17 protein-coding genes and 1 riboswitch are annotated in these 17,598 nt (G+C 36.9%); of the genes, 6 read left to right on the top strand and 11 right to left on the bottom strand.

Going from position 1 to position 17,598, the window contains the following annotated elements; all coding sequences use genetic code 11:
- Positions 1–265 precede the first annotated feature (265 nt).
- Positions 266–2,170 carry a heavy metal translocating P-type ATPase gene (locus tag B1B04_RS17645; protein WP_079562716.1) on the top strand — a complete coding sequence of 635 codons (1,905 nt, stop codon included), beginning with the start codon at positions 266–268 and terminating at the stop codon, positions 2,168–2,170.
- A gap of 55 nt (positions 2,171–2,225) precedes the next feature.
- Here the strand turns inward: B1B04_RS17645 and B1B04_RS17640 are convergent, their stop codons facing one another.
- Both B1B04_RS17640 and B1B04_RS17635 read right to left on the bottom strand, forming a co-directional pair.
- Positions 2,226–3,164 carry a YihY/virulence factor BrkB family protein gene (locus tag B1B04_RS17640; protein WP_079562715.1) on the bottom strand — a complete coding sequence of 313 codons (939 nt, stop codon included), beginning with the start codon at positions 3,162–3,164 and terminating at the stop codon, positions 2,226–2,228.
- A 24-nt stretch (positions 3,165–3,188) separates the two neighbouring features.
- Positions 3,189–3,515: a hypothetical protein gene (locus tag B1B04_RS17635; RefSeq protein ID WP_079562714.1), complete on the bottom strand. Its 327-nt coding sequence runs from the start codon at positions 3,513–3,515 to the stop codon at positions 3,189–3,191.
- A gap of 203 nt (positions 3,516–3,718) precedes the next feature.
- Here B1B04_RS17635 and B1B04_RS17630 point away from each other — a divergent pair, with 203 nt between their 5' ends.
- Positions 3,719–3,940, top strand: coding sequence for a DUF1128 domain-containing protein (locus B1B04_RS17630; protein ID WP_079562713.1), 222 nt, complete (start codon positions 3,719–3,721; stop codon positions 3,938–3,940).
- 66 nt (positions 3,941–4,006) lie between these two features.
- Here the strand turns inward: B1B04_RS17630 and motB are convergent, their stop codons facing one another.
- Positions 4,007–4,777, bottom strand: coding sequence for a flagellar motor protein MotB (gene motB, locus B1B04_RS17625; RefSeq protein WP_079562712.1), 771 nt, complete (start codon positions 4,775–4,777; stop codon positions 4,007–4,009).
- On the bottom strand, positions 4,761–5,564 hold the full coding sequence (gene motA, locus B1B04_RS17620; RefSeq protein ID WP_079562711.1) for a flagellar motor stator protein MotA: 804 nt from the start codon (positions 5,562–5,564) through the stop codon (positions 4,761–4,763). The genes motB and motA overlap by 17 nt, the downstream gene beginning before the upstream one ends.
- 878 nt (positions 5,565–6,442) lie before the next feature.
- On the opposite strand from motA, the gene B1B04_RS26475 reads away from it, so the two are divergent.
- Positions 6,443–6,577 (top strand): hypothetical protein, encoded by a 135-nt coding sequence (locus tag B1B04_RS26475; RefSeq protein WP_276207769.1) that lies wholly within the window; start codon positions 6,443–6,445, stop codon positions 6,575–6,577.
- Between the two features lie 180 nt (positions 6,578–6,757).
- Positions 6,758–7,321: a beta-class carbonic anhydrase gene (locus tag B1B04_RS17615; RefSeq protein WP_079562710.1), complete on the top strand. Its 564-nt coding sequence runs from the start codon at positions 6,758–6,760 to the stop codon at positions 7,319–7,321.
- A 51-nt stretch (positions 7,322–7,372) separates the two neighbouring features.
- Here the strand turns inward: B1B04_RS17615 and B1B04_RS17610 are convergent, their stop codons facing one another.
- On the bottom strand, positions 7,373–7,960 hold the full coding sequence (locus B1B04_RS17610) for a GNAT family N-acetyltransferase (RefSeq protein WP_079562709.1): 588 nt from the start codon (positions 7,958–7,960) through the stop codon (positions 7,373–7,375).
- A 286-nt stretch (positions 7,961–8,246) separates the two neighbouring features.
- Positions 8,247–9,077, bottom strand: a complete 831-nt coding sequence (locus tag B1B04_RS17605; protein WP_079562708.1) for a polyphosphate kinase 2 family protein — start codon at positions 9,075–9,077, stop codon at positions 8,247–8,249.
- A 203-nt stretch (positions 9,078–9,280) separates the two neighbouring features.
- Here B1B04_RS17605 and B1B04_RS17600 point away from each other — a divergent pair, with 203 nt between their 5' ends.
- A complete protein-coding gene (locus B1B04_RS17600; protein WP_079562707.1) occupies positions 9,281–9,994 on the top strand; it encodes a hypothetical protein in 714 nt (237 codons plus the stop codon).
- 24 nt (positions 9,995–10,018) lie between these two features.
- Here B1B04_RS17600 and map read toward each other — a convergent pair whose 3' ends face one another.
- The 3 genes from map to thiT all read right to left on the bottom strand — a co-directional run bounded on the left by map (position 10,019) and on the right by thiT (position 12,447).
- Positions 10,019–10,774, bottom strand: a complete 756-nt coding sequence (gene map, locus B1B04_RS17595) for a type I methionyl aminopeptidase (RefSeq protein ID WP_079562706.1) — start codon at positions 10,772–10,774, stop codon at positions 10,019–10,021.
- Positions 10,775–11,096: 322 nt separating this feature from the next.
- Entirely contained in the window at positions 11,097–11,642 is a 546-nt protein-coding gene (locus tag B1B04_RS17590; protein WP_079562705.1) for a DUF7010 family protein, read from the bottom strand.
- 244 nt (positions 11,643–11,886) lie between these two features.
- Positions 11,887–12,447 carry an energy-coupled thiamine transporter ThiT gene (thiT, locus tag B1B04_RS17585; RefSeq protein WP_079562704.1) on the bottom strand — a complete coding sequence of 187 codons (561 nt, stop codon included), beginning with the start codon at positions 12,445–12,447 and terminating at the stop codon, positions 11,887–11,889.
- Between the two features lie 130 nt (positions 12,448–12,577).
- Positions 12,578–12,685, bottom strand: a riboswitch (TPP riboswitch).
- 127 nt (positions 12,686–12,812) lie between these two features.
- Here thiT and B1B04_RS17580 point away from each other — a divergent pair.
- Positions 12,813–13,145 carry a magnetosome magnetite crystal formation protein family gene (locus B1B04_RS17580; RefSeq protein ID WP_079562703.1) on the top strand — a complete coding sequence of 111 codons (333 nt, stop codon included), beginning with the start codon at positions 12,813–12,815 and terminating at the stop codon, positions 13,143–13,145.
- 206 nt (positions 13,146–13,351) lie between these two features.
- Here B1B04_RS17580 and B1B04_RS17575 read toward each other — a convergent pair whose 3' ends face one another.
- A complete protein-coding gene (locus B1B04_RS17575; protein WP_079562702.1) occupies positions 13,352–16,432 on the bottom strand; it encodes an AAA family ATPase in 3,081 nt (1,026 codons plus the stop codon).
- Positions 16,429–17,586, bottom strand: coding sequence for an exonuclease SbcCD subunit D (locus B1B04_RS17570; protein WP_079562701.1), 1,158 nt, complete (start codon positions 17,584–17,586; stop codon positions 16,429–16,431). Before B1B04_RS17570 ends, B1B04_RS17575 begins: the two co-directional genes overlap by 4 nt.
- Positions 17,587–17,598: the final 12 nt, after the last annotated feature.

The raw sequence follows: 17,598 nt of genomic DNA, 5'->3' as shown, positions 1-17,598 counted from the left end.
CCAAACTCCATCTAATTCCACTTATATTCCACTTTCTATCAATTATACCTCGGCATAATTGCGTTTAAAATCGACTTCGTGCTTAGGCCTGCTGAAAAAAGTTAAAGTCCTTTCTAATTTCACACTTTCTTTTTCCAAATTCCTTTGTTATAATAATTCTAAATTAGAAAGAAGTTAATTGAAATCTATTTTCAATTAGAAAAAGTTTATAATCATTGATTTATATAGATTTTGATATTGATTTTCATTATCAGGAGGGATAAAAATGGAGTATACTAATCGAGAAAACATTAGTTTAATTGAGAAAACAAAAGAACATGCTGAATTAATCGCCGCCCTTATAGCAGGTTTGTTTATTTTGCTTGCATGGCGTTTAGATACTAGCGAGCAAACAACAGCTTCTATTCTTTTATATATTATTGCATTTTGCGTTGGTGGATTTGCTAAAGCAAAAGAAGGTATTGAAGAAACCATTGAGAATAAGGCGCTTAACGTTGAACTATTGATGGTATTAGCCGCGCTTGGTTCAGCAGCAATAGGTTATTGGACGGAGGGTGCTATTCTAATCTTCATCTTTGCTGTGAGTGGTGCTCTTGAAACATACGCAATGAACAAAAGTCACCGTGAAATTTCTGCACTCATGAATTTACAACCCGAAGAGGCATGGCTTGTTCGTGGTGGTTTTGAACCAATGAAAGTTGCTGTATCAACTCTACAAATTGGTGATCACCTACTTATTAAGCCCGGTGAACGTGTACCGGCAGACGGTGTAATCTTTAAAGGGCAGTCTTCTATCGATGAATCTGCAATTAGCGGCGAACCACTTCCAGTAGCAAAACAGGAAGGCGACGAGTTATTTGCAGGAACAGTGAACTTAAATGGTGCCATTACAATGGAAATGACAAAACCAAATTCTGAAACACTATTCCAAAAAATTATTCAACTTGTACAAAGTGCTCAGAGTGAAAAATCTCCATCACAACAGTTTATAGAAAAATTCGAAGGTACTTATGTGAAATTCGTGCTACTTGCCGTTGCCCTCATGATGTTTCTACCTCACTTTGTACTAGGTTGGGACTGGACGACAACATTCTATCGAGCAATGGTACTCCTAGTAGTTGCTTCTCCGTGCGCACTTGTTGCATCTATTATGCCAGCAACACTTGCTGCCATTTCAAATGGTGCAAAACATGGTGTGCTATTCAAAGGAGGCTTACACTTAGAGCACCTAGGTGCATTGCGTGCACTTGCAGTAGATAAAACAGGCACTTTAACACAAGGTAAACCAACCGTTACTGATTTCATTGTTCGCGAAGGATCAGACCGTAAAAATACAATGTCCATCCTTGCGGGTATTGAAGCTCAATCGAACCATCCACTTGCTCAAGCAATTACTTTATTCGCAAGAAAAGAAGGGATCATACAATTTCCTCAGACCACTATTAAAGATATTCCAGGTTGGGGTATTAAAGGTTACGTTAATGAGGTCGAGTACCTTGTTGGTAAACCAGATTTTGTTGGTGTAGATGAGGCAAATAAATTTGCAAATGGCGTAGCAGAAAAACTCGCTTCAGAAGGAAAAACGGTTATTTTCATTCGTGACAAAGATGGCATCGTTGCATTGGCAGCCTTAAAGGATACCGTGCGAAACGAAGCAAAAAAAGCAGTTTCATTACTAAAAGAACTAGGTATTAATGTTGTCATGCTAACGGGCGACAATGAGAAGACAGCAAAGGTAATTGCCAAGGAAGCAGGTGTGACAGAATACGTCGCAGAGTGTCTCCCTGAAACAAAAGTGACTGAGATGAAACGACTTCTTTCTGAACATAAATTTGTGGGCATGGTCGGTGACGGCATTAATGATGCACCCGCATTAGCAACCGCCACTACCGGAATCGCTATGGGAGAAGGAACAGATGTTGCTTTAGAAACAGCTGATGTCGTTTTAATGAAAAATGACTTATCAAAAATTGCCTATGCCGTACGCTTATCACGCAAAATGCAACGGATCGTCAAACAAAACATCTTCTTCTCAATCGGCGTTATCGTTTTATTAATTACCTCAAACTTTTTACAAGTCGTCGATTTACCCCTAGGTGTAATCGGTCATGAAGGTAGCACCATTTTAGTTATTTTAAACGGCTTACGTATGCTGAATAAAAACGTCTAAAACAAACAGCCTCGTATCACAAAACGTGATTTCGAGGCTGTCCTTTTTAATATTTCTAACTATTTGTTAAAGTCTCCTGCATCACAAGTTCTTTTTGCAATGTTTTTTTCTGCATCGTCGCATTTAAAACGCCACCAGAAATCACAATAATCCCCGTGAAATATAGCCAAAGCATTAAAATAACTACGCCCCCAATACTGCCATATGTAGCGGAATAATTCGCAAAATTATTAATATAAAAGGAGAAAGCGAACGTAACTGCCAGCCAGCCCAAAGTCGAAAACAATGCACCCGGCCAAACACTCATTAATTTCAAACGTGGATTTGTATTCGGAATAAATCTATAGACCCCTATTAATACGATAAAAATAAGTAAAGGTGGTATCCACCAGCGCATTCTATGCCAGATAATTTCAAATTGCTCCTCAATGCCAACAATCGAAAATAAGAAATGCCCCACTTGTTGCCCAAAAACCGGTAAAAGTAGTGCGACAGCAAAAACAACGACAAATGCTATAGTGAAAATAAGGGATAACCCTCGTTCTAATATACTCCCCCTATTTTCTGTATCGTAGGCCTTATTCAAGGCTCTAATCAACGCATTAATCCCTTTAGATGCAGACCAAATTGTTCCAAGCACCCCGATGGATAATAGACTACTATTACGACTTGTTAAAATTTCATTTAATGTATTTTCAATAAGCCTATATACCTCGTCCGGCATAACATTCACCAGAAAGGAATACACTTGCGTCGTCTCTAAATTCAAATACGGTAGTAATGTAACTAAAAAAATTAATAGCGGGAAAAAAGATAGTAAAAAGAAATAAGCCAATTCTGCGGCAAGAGCTGATATTTCCACTCGTTGAAAGCGGAGAATTAAATCTTGCATAAAGCCTCTCGATGTCATTACATCTACAGTGTCTTCGTCTGGTGAGACAAATGATTTCACCACACCAACAGCTGTACGTATCGATGCTTTTTTCTTTTTCATACAAATTTCCTCCTGTACGAACAACTATTCTTTATCAGGTAAAGCAAAGGCTGCTTTTGTATCATTAATCATGCTTTCGATTGTGGAAGGTAATTCTTTAAATTCATCCACTTTATCAGCAATCGAATTTACATTTTCTGACACACCTTCACATAGCACTTTTGCGGCCAATACTTTTTCCTCAACTAGCACTTGTAATTCCTCTCGATTGGCTGCATAATACGTGATTGCTTCTTTCATCTGTTTCGTTGTAGCTATTGTTTTTTCACGCGTTGTACGGTCTAACATGCTTAACGCAGCACCAACTGCAGCACCAACTACGATGGATGCTAATAATTTACTTCGTCCCATATTAAATACCCCCTGTTTTAAATGTGTTAGAATAATAAATTAAATACGCCTCGACATACTTGCCGTCCAGAGGCTTTAACTTCTTACTGCCCTTATTCTACCCAATAACAGTCTATTTTTAAAGCAATGCCCAAATCAGTGTTGACATTTTTTTTATTCAATGAAATGATATTTCCGAGGATGATGAAAGGTAGGTTTAAATAATGGATTTATCAGTACCGTCAAAAGAGAACGTTATTTATATGGTTGATCAAATGAAAGAAAAGCTTCGTATGGTGAATGTCGATGCAATGAAATCGGAAAATTTCAATGAAGCTGATTACGAAGATCTTGTTTATTTATACGAAATGGTCATGAAGCGTGATACATTTAGTCCGAGCGAAATGCAGGCTATCGTTGCTGAATTAGGCGCTTTGCGCAAATAAATAGGATTTTGTAAATAAAAAGCTATTAGCAATAAGGCATCAAAGCCTGTTACTAATAGCTTTTTTCTATTTTGCTTTTTTTGCAGCAGTACCATCCTCAGTGACAAGAGGTTGTATTAAGACTTCTACACGACGGTTTTTAGAACGTCCTTCTGCAGAATCATTTGGTGCAATGGCACGGTTCTCACCGAAACCTTGTGCACTAAAGTTTCGACGATTTAACTCCGAGTTACTGTTTATTAAAATTTCTGCGAAGTTCACTGCACGCAATACTGAGAGTTGTAAGTTAGAAGTGAAGTTAGGACCAGCTGGAACATTATCCGTATGGCCCGTAATCACAATACTACGCGGTGGATTAGATACTAATACATCTGAAAGTTCTTTAGCTATCGAATTATATTCTGGTTTAATCTCTGCTTTCCCTGGATCAAACAAAATACTATCACGAATTGTTACAAGTAAACCCTCATCAGTCATCGCTGTTGCAAATTGACCTTCCATCTCATTAACTGCGATAAAATTATCAACGTTATCTTTAATTTCAGCTAACTCCTTCTGATCCTTTAAATACGCGGAGTTTTGCGCTTGTTGTGGTGTTTTGTCACTTTCTGCATTTGGACTTTCTATCGGTGCAGGCTGCTCTAAAAAGCCTGTACCACCATCAAATACTTGATTAAACACAGCTGACATTCTCTCTAGTTTTTCTTGGTCTACTGAACTTGATGCAAATAATATGATAAATACTGCTAATAGCAGCGTTAAAATATCTGCATACGGAACTAACCAAGACTCATCGATATGCTCATCATGCTTTTTTTTCTTAGCTTTCTTTGCCAAGGCCGCCCGCCCCGCTTTCATCAGAAATTTGACGACGTTCTTCCATTGTTAAGTAAGAAGATAATTTTTGTTCGATAACACGTGGCGCCTCCCCTTCTAAGACAGAAAGGATGCCTTCAATCATCATTCTTTTTTGCTTAACTTCGATAGCAGATTTACGTTTTAATTTATTCGCAAATGGATGCCATAAAACATAACCTGTAAAAATACCTAGTAATGTAGCCATAAAAGCAGCTGAAATAGCATGTCCTAGCTTTTCTATGTCATTCATATCTGCTAACGCAGCGATTAAACCTACTACCGCACCGAGTACCCCTAAAGTCGGGGCATATGTACCAGCTTGTGTAAAGATTGCAGAACCACTAGCATGACGTTCTTCCATTGCTTCGACTTCTTCTGTTAGGACGTCACGAATATAATCCGCATTTTGACCATCAATTGCTAACGTAAGTCCGTTTTTCAAAAATGGGTCTTCTATTTCTGAAGCTTTACTTTCAAGCGCTAGTAGACCTTCACGGCGAGCTAAATCAGCCCATTGTGAAAACATCTTAATAATCTCAATATCATCCGCTAATTTTGTTTCTTTAAAAAGAATTTTAAATAGCTTTGGTACACGCTTTAACTCCTTCATTGGGAAGGCAATTGTTACTGCGGAAATTGTACCGAAGATGATAATTAGAATGGCAGCTGGGTTATAAAACGCACTTAAACTTACACCCTTTAGCACCATTCCTGTTAATAGCGCTACTAGCGCAAGTATTAACCCTACAATCGACGATATATCCATTCTAGAACCTCCAAATCTCCTATTAAGCTTTATTTCGTCTTTTTTTCCATAATTTTAATATAGTATAAATGTATTTCACATTTTTTTCGATGTAATAAATACTTTTTATTCACTTTCCGACCATATTTGATTATATCGAATTAAGAATAATACATTAAATTGTCTTTATTTGAAATCACTTAAGAATTTGTTATTAACCTTCAACACAAAACTATTAAAATTTGCTGAACGAGTCGTAAAAGAAGGAGTAAATACCTAAAAATATCAATTTCACTATATAAGCTATTCGACGGACAATCAAAAACCACTTCAGATAATTACTAAAATTTTATAAGAAAATAGTGTAAAACAACTGTTTATTGATGTGTCAGACGATACTTTTTTTCACTCTCACAATTAAAGTGCTTCTAAAGAATCATTTATTTTTTTCCTCTATTTAATCAATTATACCTCGGCATAATTGCGTATGGATTCGGCTTTATGCTTGGGCAAAAAACTTTTTTCACCACCTAAAGGTACGGAATTACCTATTTCACTGTCTTGCTACAGAGAATGCTGCCTATTATTTTCGTATGGAGGGTAGAAAGAGAATGTCGTTTGGAGAGCTATTGAAGAATGAGCTAAATCAAAGCTTGACGCATGACTTTACGATCAATCTTGAGGTAAATGAATATAAATAACATTACTGCGGATAGGTAAAAAAGAATCTGTTCTTTGTAATAAAAACTAGGCATTTTAAGTATTTTATACCTACTAATCTTAGTCCAGACTAGGTATCTTATGGATGTCATAAATTCTCCTTAGATTTTCCTAGCAACCTATTGTATAATTACTTTAGATATTATTGTAGATTATTTCAGTAGAGAGGAGCTTTTATTATGTTCATTACGACTGTACTAGGCTTTTCAGCCGTTTTACTAATTTCTACGGGATTCTTCATTCACTACCTACAAGTTGGTTTAGATACTAAGTCTTCAGTAACTATAGATCCAAAACCAAGTGAAAAATTCTAATCTATCTATAAAAAACAGCTACATAACGTAGCTGTTTTTTATTTTTTTACTTATTTCATTTCGCTAAAAGATTACTAAACTTCTTTTTTTCTTAAAAAAATTGCGTGAATATTGTCATTATTATTTGCATATTGATCATTTTGCTCTAAAATATTTCTGTAGGGAAGGGAGCAATCTTTCATGACAATGTTACAAGATATTCTTAAATTTAATGAAGATTTCGTTCAAGAAAAAAAGTATGAGCCTTTTATTACAACAAAGTATCCTGATAAACGCATCGTTGTGTTATCGTGTATGGATACTCGACTTGTAGAGCTGTTACCTAAAGCTATGAATTTACGTAATGGCGATGTAAAAATCGTTAAAAGTGCTGGGGCATTAGTTAGTCACCCTTTTGGTGCAATTATGCGTAGTTTACTTGTAGCTGTTTATGAACTACAAGCAGATGAAGTGTATGTTGTTGGACATTACGACTGCGGTATGAGCGCAATTGACCCAGAAGCAATGCTAAGTAAAATGGTTGCTAGAGGAATTAACCCTGAAACTATCAAAACGGTAGAAAATTCAGGTCTTGATTTAAAAGAGTTTTTACGTGGCTTTGGCGACGTAGCAACAAGTGTTAAGAAAAGCGTAGATACAATTCGCAATCACCCGTTAATGGTGAAAGATGTGCCCGTTCATGGATTAGTAGTTGATCCAAATACAGGTCGCCTTGACTTAATCATAGACGGTAGCAAACAATAGTAAAGATAAGAAGCGTCTATCCTTCATGACTTGAAAGTTAGACGCTTCTTTTTATTCGTTCTCTAAACGTGCATACATGTAATGATCCACCCATTTGCCATTAATGTACAGCAGCTCTCTCAAGAGGCCTTCTTGCTGAAACCCAGACTTTTCTAAAACACGGATAGAAGGATTATTTTGTGTTGAAACATAAGCCTCTACACGATGTAAGCCTACTTGCTCGAACGCAAATTGCACAACCATATTAACCGCTTCTGTTACGATCCCTTTCCCCACATAAATTTCATCCATCGCATAGCCAACAAATGCACTGGAATACGGTAAACGTTTTACTGCATAAAGAGCAATATGTCCTATTAGATTATTTGTACCCGGCTCAAAGATACCGAAAGTAAACTCCCTCTTTGAGTCCATTAAGTATAAGCTTTCTTGAATTTTTTTATATTGAGCATTAATTGTATAATATTCAGGTCGTTGTAACGGTTCGTATGTAGACCAAAAATATTTATTGCGGCTTACGAGATCAGTTAAACTTTGTGCATCTTTTTCGTAAAATGTGCGAATGTAGCATTTATCCCCCTGAATTGATACCACATTTTCACCCTTTTTCCTCAATAGTCTCCAAATTTTAAGCACCATTTCTCCACACTAACCTTCCGATAATTGTTTAAAGCCTGCATTCATTTTCAATGGATCTAACCCTAATAGCCTGAAGTTTCACTGCATCTCACTTTAAAGGTCAGTAACTGTCGTTCCCTGTTTTAAATTGATTTTCAATCAACATAGTCGACGATTAGCTGACTATTATGCTCACTAACAATTTGTGGGTAAACACCCACCGAATTGAAGTTTTATTTTATTGTATGTAAAAAAAGATGCTGCTACAACTAAAACATCTCGTCTTGTTGTTACAGCATCAATAACATTATTTCACTTTTTGTTTTTGTTTTTTAGGCTTCTCTTCTAGCAATTCAAGGCTAGACGATTCAGCATCTTCTAAATGCGTTTTGTCTAAGACATTCGTTAAATGAAGGCCACGTTTTTTTGCTTCACGTTCGATATGTGCTAGTGTCTCTTGCAGTACCTGTACACGAGCATACTTTTTATCGTCTCCTGATATTAGAACCCATGGAGCATTTTTCTTATCAGTCTTCTCAAACATTTCATTTGCAGCTTCTATATACAGTGGTGTTTTTTCACGATTTCGCCAGTCTTCATCTGTTAGCTTCCAAGACTTATATGGATCCTGCTCACGTTCTTTAAAACGTTTAAGTTGCTCCTCATCTGATACTTGAAGCCAAAACTTAATGACAATATAATCTCCTGCCGTTAAAATCTTTTCAAAATTATTCATTTCTCCGTATGCACGAGACCACTCTTCATTTGTTGCAAATCCTTCAATACGCTCAACTAATACACGACCATACCAAGAGCGATCAAAAATTGCGATTTGTCCATGCTGTGGCAGCTTTCTCCAAAAGCGTTGTAAATAATTGTAGCGTAGTTCATGGGGCTGAGGCGCTGAAATCGGGTGTACGACATAACCACGTGGATCAACACGTTCAATTAGACGCTTAATAGCGCCCCCCTTACCAGCGGCATCCATACCTTCAAATACTAAAATTAACCCTATTTTATTGTTTAATAAAAACTGTTGAGCATTTAACATTTCATACTGGAGTACTTTTAATTTCTTTTTATACATTTTCTTATCTAGATTAACTGTTAGATCTAGATCATTTAAATTTTGAGTCATTAAAACTTCACTCCTTACATTTGTATACTTCTATTGTACTAAAGAAATATATGAACGCCTATTTAAATGGTAAATTGTAGATAATTTTAGCGAAACAACACGATACATTGTTGGAAATTTCCGTTATAATGAAAATAGTACGTTACAGTCCTATACTTATTTGTCTTTTCCCTATACAATTTAACACGAAGGGAGAGGAAAACATGCCTCGATTTTTTTTGATGACAATCACTTACATTGTCTCACTTATCCTAACCTTTTCATCCTATTTCATGAAAATAAACGGTCAATCTTCCTTAGAGATTTCAAATCGTTTTCCAGTAATATTTGCACCGTTTAATGTTAGTTATGTGATTTGGATTGTGGTTTACATGTTACTTGGTTATTGGTTAGTCATGAATCTAAAAAAGACATCTATTAAACAGACTGTTCTCTTTAGTAGCATATGTATCATGCAGGCGCTAGCAATTGTTGTTTGGCATCACGAATTATTTATCATGTCAATCGTCAGTACGTTTATTTTAGTACTGTATTTATCAAAGTTGTACAAAACGTACCCTTTCAGCAATAACTCACTTACAGGTCGTTTACCCTTCTCTATTTACTTCGCATGGGTTACATTCAGCCTGATGACAAATGTAAGCTTCACGCTAACATCCTACCAATGGAATGGTTTTGGACTTAGTGATCCACTGTGGGCAGTTATTTTACTGACACTTGGGGTTGCAATAGCACTACATATTCGATTCCATTATTTTGATATTATCTATCCAAGTGTATTTATCTGGTCCTATATAGGGGTCGTATTACATAATGGTTTTGATGAGCTACTTGTGTCAACGGCAGCCTTGTTTTTATGTGGGGTGCTACTTGTCGGTATATTATTTATTAAAAAAAATCCTGCCCACCAAAAATAAGTTGGTAGCAGGATTTTAGCTTTTTTATTGTTCATCAAGTGAAGTTAAAATAATTGGTTTGTCTTTTGTAACGATAATTGAATGCTCGATTTGAGCAACTAATGATTTGTCTGGTGTAACGAATGTCCAGCCATCACCAGACTCCACAATATGCTCCGCTTTCGCTGAGATAAATGGCTCAACTGCAAGAACCATACCCTCTTTCATAATTGTAGAATCCCATGCATCATAATAGTTTAAAATATGGTTTGGCTCATCATGTAAAGAACGACCTAAACCATGTCCTGTTAGGTTCATAATCACTGTTAAATCATTAGCATATGCTTCACGCTCAACAGCTTTTCCGATTTGGTTTAATTTTGATCCAGCTTTTACTTTTGTCATCGCACGATCAAAAGCACTTTTGGCTACGCGACACAACTTTTCTTTATCCTCATAACCTTCACCAACTACAAATGAAATGCCTGTATCAGCAAAATAGCCGTTTAATGAACCAGATACATCTATATTGACGATATCTCCTTCTTTAATCACACGTTCACCTGGAATACCATGTGCGACTTCCTCATTAACACTAATACATGTGTATCCTGGGAAATCATACTCCCCTTTAGGTCCAGAAACTGCTCCAGCCTCAGCAAACATACGGCCTGCAATTTCATCTAGTTCTAGTGTTGTTACACCTGGTTTTGTAGCAGCCTTCATTGCTTCACGAATTTCAGCACAAATACGGCCAATTTTTTTAAAGGCTTCAATTTCTTCTTGCGTTTTTACAATCATTTTTAACGTCCCTTTCATCTAATATCTACTATTTAATATAACATAACTTTCTATGCTTAAAACGCTAAACGCTTTAAATATTATATGCCATCTTAAATTATAAAGTGCTGAAAACAGGCTTATCTCCATAACGTGAGATTGATTTCCGTTCCGGCTGGGCGCTTTGTTGCTGGCGCTTCGCTTAACTCTGCTTTTTTATTTTCCGCTAACTGAATCTAACTATTTCACAGTTGCAGCATTAGAAAAGACAAAAAGCACCTTTATTTCAGATGCTTTTTAAAAAGATTCAGTGGTTTACTGTTATTCAACTGACAATAGGTGCTTAAACATGACTGACTTTGAGTTCTCTTAGAATTAAAAGAGCACCAACTCCATAAACAATAGACATTGCTAAAGGTACTAGAGTGAAAGCTTGACCAACAAAGAAGCCACCTAAAATTAGAGCAGAAAGACAGATTCCTAAAGTAACAAATAAATATGCTTTGCTTTTATAAATCCATATGTAAGGCAGAAAATGAGAGCCTGCTAGTAGGCCAATTGTGAAGGGCAGGTATTCAGGTATTTTCATATACACAATTATAAATACAGGTATATAAAAAGCTTGAGGAGCTGCTACTATTCCACTTAAAGTACCTAAAGGGTTGTCAGTAGAGAGTAAATTAACACCCAGAATTTTACTAATGACAATCCCAATAGGAAAGATGACACCTAAGCCAAATATCCAAATTAAACGTATAGCTTCTATTGGGAAAACTAAGGGCATAAAGGCGAAAATTAAAAAGACAACGGCGCCAGAAAGCAAAATGGGGTATCCTTTTTTTGCTTCAAATATAATTTCTTTTTGTAAATTTTCAAGTGTTTTATTCATTAACGCGCTCCCTTTCGTAAAATCGGCAAAAGATTTATATAATATACCATCATTCAACTATTATTACCATTGATTATTCAATAATGCAATTTTTGTCATAATTGAAAGCTATGGAGAAATTGCTTAGGAAGGGAAACTTGATTACTGCACAGTATCTAAATTTAATCTGTCTTTATGTTTTGATAGCAACAATCTTTAACAGCCTAAAAATAAAAACCCTTCACTCATGTGAAGGGCATAATCATTATGATTTTCGTTGCATTAATTGAGGTGCTGCCGTAAATAACAAAACACCGACAATCGCTGTTAAAATCGTTGCTGGTAGCATATATGTTCCATTATAGATGATTGAATAAACCCATGCATTTTGATCGCCAGCATACTCTGCGAAAAATACAGCGCCTCCAATGGTATGTGCTGCATAACGTAAAAAGCCCGCTAATACCGTTCCTACAATAATATAAAGCGCCATTTTCTTTTTGTTTAAATCTTTTGCTGCCTCAAGCACTGGCCCACGCACTACGGCCGCTAAGCCTACTACCGTAAAGGCAACACCATAATCAAGTGTTCCTTGAAGCCAATGTATAATATAGGCGCCAAACATTGTTTGCATAACACCAATAAGTAAACCCGTTACCATGCCTGGAATAAGGCCCCAGCGAAATGCTATTAACATTATTGGCACCATTACGAGACTAACAGAGCCTCCTTGTGCCCATACTTTAAAGGAAACCTGGTCAAGCACAAGGCCAATCGCTGCGAATATCGCAATTTCCACAAGCATTAATAGTTTTTTATTGTCCATAATTATTCTCTCCTTTGTTCCGATGTAGGATACAAGAGCAGGAATAGAAATCAGTTGGCAAATATGTCCCTATCTAGCATCAATAAAGATAAAAAAACGATGCCAGGACAGAGCCTCACATCGTAAAAGTGTCGGTTTCTATCCACATCCCTACGCAAGCGTTAACTTACAGGTTCAAAGAGTTAAGGCATTACGTGCCCAGTCTCAGCTGACATCATCAGCTCCCCTTGTGGTCGTTACATCTTAATTTAGTTGAACAACCTCATTGTACGCAAACACTGTAACGATTACAACCTCTTCCACATTAATTTTTTTTGAAACTTTACTGTTTTTCATGCGTAAATATTTAAAAAGGAGGTACAACTATGGAGAACCAAAAAATTTTATCTGCCTTTAGTTATCTCAGTATCTTTTTTGCACCCTTTATTGTGCCATCAGTCGTTTACTTTGTTTCAAAAGATAACGACGTAAAGAGTCATTCTCTTCGAGCATTAATATCACATTTAATCCCAGTCGTATTTGGAATAATATTTTTTGCAGTCTTTATTTTCTCAACTTTATCATTCAACACTTTTGAACCAGATTCAGGTAGTAGTTCTTTTCTTATCATTTGGTTAGTTTCATTTTTGATTTACATTCTTGTTTCAATCGGAATTGTCATTTGGAATATTATTCAAGCAGTTCGCGTTATCCGATAAGTTTCATTTCAACCTTGAACAGAGAGTACTAAAAGGAGCTGTTATTTTTTGAAAGTATCTAAAGTTGTCAAAACCGCCGTTAAATTAGCACCAATCGTTATTCCAATTGTTAAAAAAGTAATCGCTGCAAAAAAAGGAACATATCCTTACGTAAATAAAAAGTAATAAAAAGGCGTATTTCCACACATCGGAAATACGCCTCTTTTTTATTTCACTTCAAAATATGTTTGACTGTGACCATTCATTGTTTTTTCAACGTGCAACACTGCAGGCATTGTAGCTTTTAACTCTGCAACGTGCGAAATGACGCCAATCATGCGTCCAGAATCTTGTAAATCAATAAGCGTATCAATCGCCTTATTTAATGCCTCTTCATCAAGAGAACCAAAGCCCTCATCAATAAACATTGTTTCAATACGGATATTACCTTGAAAGCTTTGAATGACATCTGCCATCCCAAGGGCAAGACTTAAAGAAGCATTAAACTTTTCTCCCCCTGATAATGTTTTTACATCACGTAATTGGTCTGTATAGGCATCATACACATCTAGCCCAAGTCCACTTTGCTTAGCATGCTTTTCTAAACGATCTGAACGTCGTAGCTCAAATTGACCGTTGGATAAATGATAAAGCCGGACATTTGCTGCCTCTGTAATTTTATCTAAATAATTGATTTGAATATAACGCTCAAAGGACAGCTTTTTCACATTTTGCCCATTTAACATTGCATAAAGTTCCTTTACTCGTCCCGCTTCTTTTTCAAGTAAGCGTATTTCCAGCTCCGCTTCCTCTACTTTTTCGATAAAGTCTGTGCAAGCTTTCGCAAATCCTTCCATCTGCTGCAATACTTTAAAGGCTTCCTCATAGGTTACACGAAGCATCTCTAACTTTTCTTCCATTGCCGTTAAATCTTGTTTCTCTTGTCCTTTAAGGTGCTTCGCTCCCTCAGTAATTTGCACCTGTAAAGTGTGGATTTGCATAGCATAATCACTGCATGCCTTCCGTAAAGCTTCTATTTGCAACACGCTACGCTTCCCAGTAGCAAATTCTTCATAGCTTTCAAAGCCGGCTTCCTTCATACTTACTGAAAATTGTTCGCGCTTTTCATCCATTTTCAGCTTTAGCTCCTCAAAAGCCTGTTTCGCTATTTCGACGGTCATTCTAGCATTGTTTGCTGCTTCCTTGGCAGCTTGCAAACTTTGTTGGCTAATAGTCCACGCAGTTTGTAAGGCAACCTTTTGAGAACCTATATGAGCAATTTCCTGTTTCATTGCATGTAGCGTCGTAAGATTTTCTGGAATATGTTTTTGCTGCTCTTCCACAACTACTTGTTGTTTAGTCAATTCCTTCGTCTTTTCAGCTAAATATTGCTCTAGCTTTAATTGCTTTTCTTGTAGCTGCTCCATTCGTGCACGATGATCCTTTTGTTGCATGCGTACATCAGACAATTGATTGCTTACTACTTTTAAGATAGTAATTTGTTGCTCTATATTTTGTAAGGAAGCTACAATTTGTGCTTGGTTCGATTGATCAACCTCATTCAACTCTAACTGTTCTAATGCCTCTTGCAGAAGATGCTTTGAAGAATTCAATAAAGCTTCTTTCTCTAAAAACTTGCGCTCAGCATTAGTAGCCTTTACTCGCAAAACTTCCACCTGTGCTAATTCGATCATCTCTAATTGCTCACGATGTGTTTCGAGATGTGTTGTACTACCGCACACTGGGCAAGCCTCTCCATCTTTAAGCTGCTGTGCTAAAATACTTGCCTGACTCGCAATCCATTGCTGCTCCAACTTTTGAAGAGCTTTCTTACTTTCTTGATAGTGAACATTAGCCGTGGCTACATCCTGTTCTGCCATTTCTACTGCTCTAGTGTATTTTTCAACTTGCGCTAAGTATGATACTTGCTCTTTTAGCTTCGGTAACTGTTCTAAAAAACCTTCATATGGCTCAAGTTGTTTTTCATATTGTTCAATTGTTGTTGCTAGATGCTGAACTTGCATTTGTCCTGTTTCTACAATTTTACGATTATCGTCTACTGCTAGTTTGGCTGTTGTAACATATTGTTCAGCTATTCGCAGTTGCTGAAGATTATTCTCATACGCCTCGAAAGTTGGTAATAATGCTTGGAGCTGTAACTCCCGTTGTAAAACGTGTTGGCGTTCAGGTTCCTTCGCCTCTTCAACATTAAATCTTTCTTGCGCTATTTTTAACTGAGCTTCTGCGTTTTGTTGCTCTGTCACTGCTTGTTGACAGGATTGTTCTTTACGATTTTGCTCAGCACGTAAATCGACGCATTGTTGCTCAAGTATAACAAGACGTTCTGCTTTTTCTGCTAATGCAATTTCACGTTCTTTTGCGCTATATACACCTTGCTCTTGTAGCAATGCTTGCAAACGGTTCTGGCGATTCGTTTGCTCATCAAATTGCTCAATCAATGTTTTCGCCATACTATAAAACTCTTGCTCTTTTTGATGATGCGCATAAGCTACTTTATAACGTTGCTGTTCCAATTGTATACATTCAGTATAGTAGGTCTGCTCTTCTTCCAGAGCCTTCTTTAGCTGATGCATATTTTCGGTATTATTAGTAATGCAAGTAAATAGAGATGACGTGCGCTGTGGCAAAGCCCCCGCAATTTGGCCAAGAAGATGCTCTTTTAATTGCTTCGCGCGCAGTAAATCACTTTCTGTTTCTTTTCGTTTCGCATCAAGTCTTTTTGTCATAGCACCAAAACGGTCTGTTTTAAAAATCTTGCGCAAAATAACTTCTTTATTCGTAGAATCTGAAGTTAATAGTTTGCGAAATTCACCTTGTGGCAGCATAACAATTTGACTAAATTGATCCTTTGTCAGGCCTATTATTTCCTGTAGCTTTTTATCTATCTCAAGTGTTTGCTGTTTTTCTACAATACTATAATCAAGTGTGTCTCCTTTGATTTCAGCCAGCTCTATTTTCTTACCAGTAACACTTTTGTTCTTTTCTTTAATATGACCTGGCTGACGTACTATTTGATACACTCTATCATGCATTTCAAAAACAAGTTCCACAGCAGTATACACATCATCATCTGCAAACCCGCTTCGTAACATTGCCGTATCTTGACGGTCTTCACCACTACCCGATCCGTAAAGTGCATAGCATATAGCATCAAAAATCGTCGTTTTCCCCGCACCTGTTTTTCCAGATATCGCAAATAGACGATGTTCACCTAGCTGTTGAAAATCAATAACCTCTGTATTTTTATATGGACCGAATGCAGTAATCGTTAACTTTAAAGGCTTCATTTTACTGTTTCTCGCTCCTCATCTAATAATTCTTGCAGCATCTCTGTAAATAGACGCTCTGTATCTTGATCTGGCTGTATACCTATTATATCTGTAAAAAATGATCGGAATAAATCGATGTCTTCTATCTTCTCTGTCTCAACCGCTTGAATTTCTTGTGCTACTTCTTGGCGTATTGTTTTACGCTCAACATGCATCGCATGAGGAAACACTGTACGAATACGTTCCATCGGCGAAGTTACTGGCGTAGTATCTGTTAAACGTACAAATACATAATCATCACTTGGTGGTAATTGCAATAAATCATCCAGTATCCCCTCTACCACTCGTAAATCTCGTCTCGGTATAAGCTTTCGCTTCGTAACTGTTATTTCTCCCTGTTCATCTAGCTCAACTATTAAAAAGCCCTTCTCATGTAGGTGCTCTGATAATGAATACTTCAATGGAGAACCGGCATATCGAATCGTTTCATTCAACACAAAATGCGCTTTATGCAAATGTCCAAGTGCCGTGTAATGAAAAGGCTTAAACAATGCCGCATTTATGCAATCCGAGCCCCCTATTGATAAAGGTCGCTCTGATTCACTCGTATTTGCTTCTTCTTCTCCATACTTCGTCACAAAGGCATGTCCAACAAAAACATTACGTTTTGTAGAATCTAAACTTTGCCCAATATATTCAATAATTTTTTCCATCGCCTCTTGATGAGAACGAATGGAATCATCCTCTAAAATCGTCCGTACTGACGCTGGCTCTGCATAAGGTACGAGATGAAAATGTACTTCACCATATTCATCATGTAAAACGATCGGTGCATGGTCTTTCGTAAACTGGCCTTTAATATGTAATCCACTATCACTCATTAAACTACTTCCAAAGTTTAATCGACCTGCACTATCGTGATTCCCGGCAACTGCTAACACAGGAATTTTCTTATCAAGCACAATTTCCGCCAAAATATCATTTAGTAAATTCACTGCCTCAATCGGAGGCATCGAACGGTCATATAAATCACCTGCTATAACGATAACATCTGGTTTCTCTTCATCTATAGCTAGCTTAAATTGCTGTAAAATAAAATGTTGATCCTCGGTCATGTAGACGCCTTGTACAAGCTTCCCTAAATGCCAATCTGCTGTATGAAATATTTTCATTTTGTGCGCCTC

The sequence above is a fragment of the Lysinibacillus sp. KCTC 33748 genome, assembly GCF_002237755.1.
In the GTDB taxonomy this organism is placed as follows: Bacteria; Bacillota; Bacilli; order Bacillales_A; family Planococcaceae; genus Lysinibacillus.
Note: the sequence above shows the minus strand (reverse complement) of the source record. Positions and strands in the feature narration are given on the sequence as shown.

Excerpts from the sequence above, each read along its gene's own strand:
- B1B04_RS17590 (WP_079562705.1), bottom strand. The coding sequence starts at position 11,642 with ATGAATAAAACACTTGAAAATTTACAAAAAGAAATTATATTTGAAGCA.
- B1B04_RS17575 (WP_079562702.1), bottom strand. The coding sequence starts at position 16,432 with ATGAAGCCTTTAAAGTTAACGATTACTGCATTCGGTCCATATAAAAAT.
- B1B04_RS17580 (WP_079562703.1), top strand. The coding sequence starts at position 12,813 with ATGGAGAACCAAAAAATTTTATCTGCCTTTAGTTATCTCAGTATCTTT.
- thiT (WP_079562704.1), bottom strand. The coding sequence starts at position 12,447 with ATGGACAATAAAAAACTATTAATGCTTGTGGAAATTGCGATATTCGCA.
- B1B04_RS17600 (WP_079562707.1), top strand. The coding sequence starts at position 9,281 with ATGCCTCGATTTTTTTTGATGACAATCACTTACATTGTCTCACTTATC.
- B1B04_RS17605 (WP_079562708.1), bottom strand. The coding sequence starts at position 9,077 with ATGACTCAAAATTTAAATGATCTAGATCTAACAGTTAATCTAGATAAG.
- map (WP_079562706.1), bottom strand. The coding sequence starts at position 10,774 with ATGATTGTAAAAACGCAAGAAGAAATTGAAGCCTTTAAAAAAATTGGC.
- B1B04_RS17630 (WP_079562713.1), top strand. The coding sequence starts at position 3,719 with ATGGATTTATCAGTACCGTCAAAAGAGAACGTTATTTATATGGTTGAT.
- B1B04_RS17610 (WP_079562709.1), bottom strand. The coding sequence starts at position 7,960 with ATGGTGCTTAAAATTTGGAGACTATTGAGGAAAAAGGGTGAAAATGTG.
- B1B04_RS17615 (WP_079562710.1), top strand. The coding sequence starts at position 6,758 with ATGACAATGTTACAAGATATTCTTAAATTTAATGAAGATTTCGTTCAA.
- motA (WP_079562711.1), bottom strand. The coding sequence starts at position 5,564 with ATGGATATATCGTCGATTGTAGGGTTAATACTTGCGCTAGTAGCGCTA.
- B1B04_RS17570 (WP_079562701.1), bottom strand. The coding sequence starts at position 17,586 with ATGAAAATATTTCATACAGCAGATTGGCATTTAGGGAAGCTTGTACAA.
- B1B04_RS26475 (WP_276207769.1), top strand. The coding sequence starts at position 6,443 with ATGTTCATTACGACTGTACTAGGCTTTTCAGCCGTTTTACTAATTTCT.
- B1B04_RS17635 (WP_079562714.1), bottom strand. The coding sequence starts at position 3,515 with ATGGGACGAAGTAAATTATTAGCATCCATCGTAGTTGGTGCTGCAGTT.
- B1B04_RS17640 (WP_079562715.1), bottom strand. The coding sequence starts at position 3,164 with ATGAAAAAGAAAAAAGCATCGATACGTACAGCTGTTGGTGTGGTGAAA.
- B1B04_RS17645 (WP_079562716.1), top strand. The coding sequence starts at position 266 with ATGGAGTATACTAATCGAGAAAACATTAGTTTAATTGAGAAAACAAAA.